This is a genomic window from Tritonibacter sp. SIMBA_163 (assembly GCF_046535935.1).
Classification (GTDB): Bacteria; Pseudomonadota; Alphaproteobacteria; order Rhodobacterales; family Rhodobacteraceae; genus Epibacterium; species Epibacterium scottomollicae.
The window spans coordinates 1-253 of sequence record NZ_JAWJBP010000885.1 but is presented as its reverse complement, the minus strand read 5'-3'; the positions used below and the strand labels follow the sequence as shown (position 1 = coordinate 253).

The window sequence follows — 253 nt, the reverse complement described above, 5'->3', positions numbered from 1 at the left end:
ACACGATTGCCGGATTCACGGTGGACGGCCTGTATGCGTTCAGCAATCAGGCCAGCGGCGGCAGCGGAACCGGCTTCGGCAACAACCGCGCATGGGGCATCTCGGCGAACTACGTCAATGGACCGTTGTCGATCGGCGGCGGCTACATAGTGCTCAATCATCCGGATACGACGTCGAATACGAGCGGTGCGGTCGGCGGCGCGTCGACCACGACCGGCGACGATTACAGCGGCGCGTTCTTCTACGGATTGAA

At 62.1% G+C, this 253-nt stretch carries 1 protein-coding gene; it reads left to right on the top strand.

Annotated elements, in window-relative coordinates:
- Positions 1–253: hypothetical protein (locus R0J92_RS24880; protein ID WP_411053652.1), on the top strand; the 253-nt coding region annotated here is incomplete at both ends.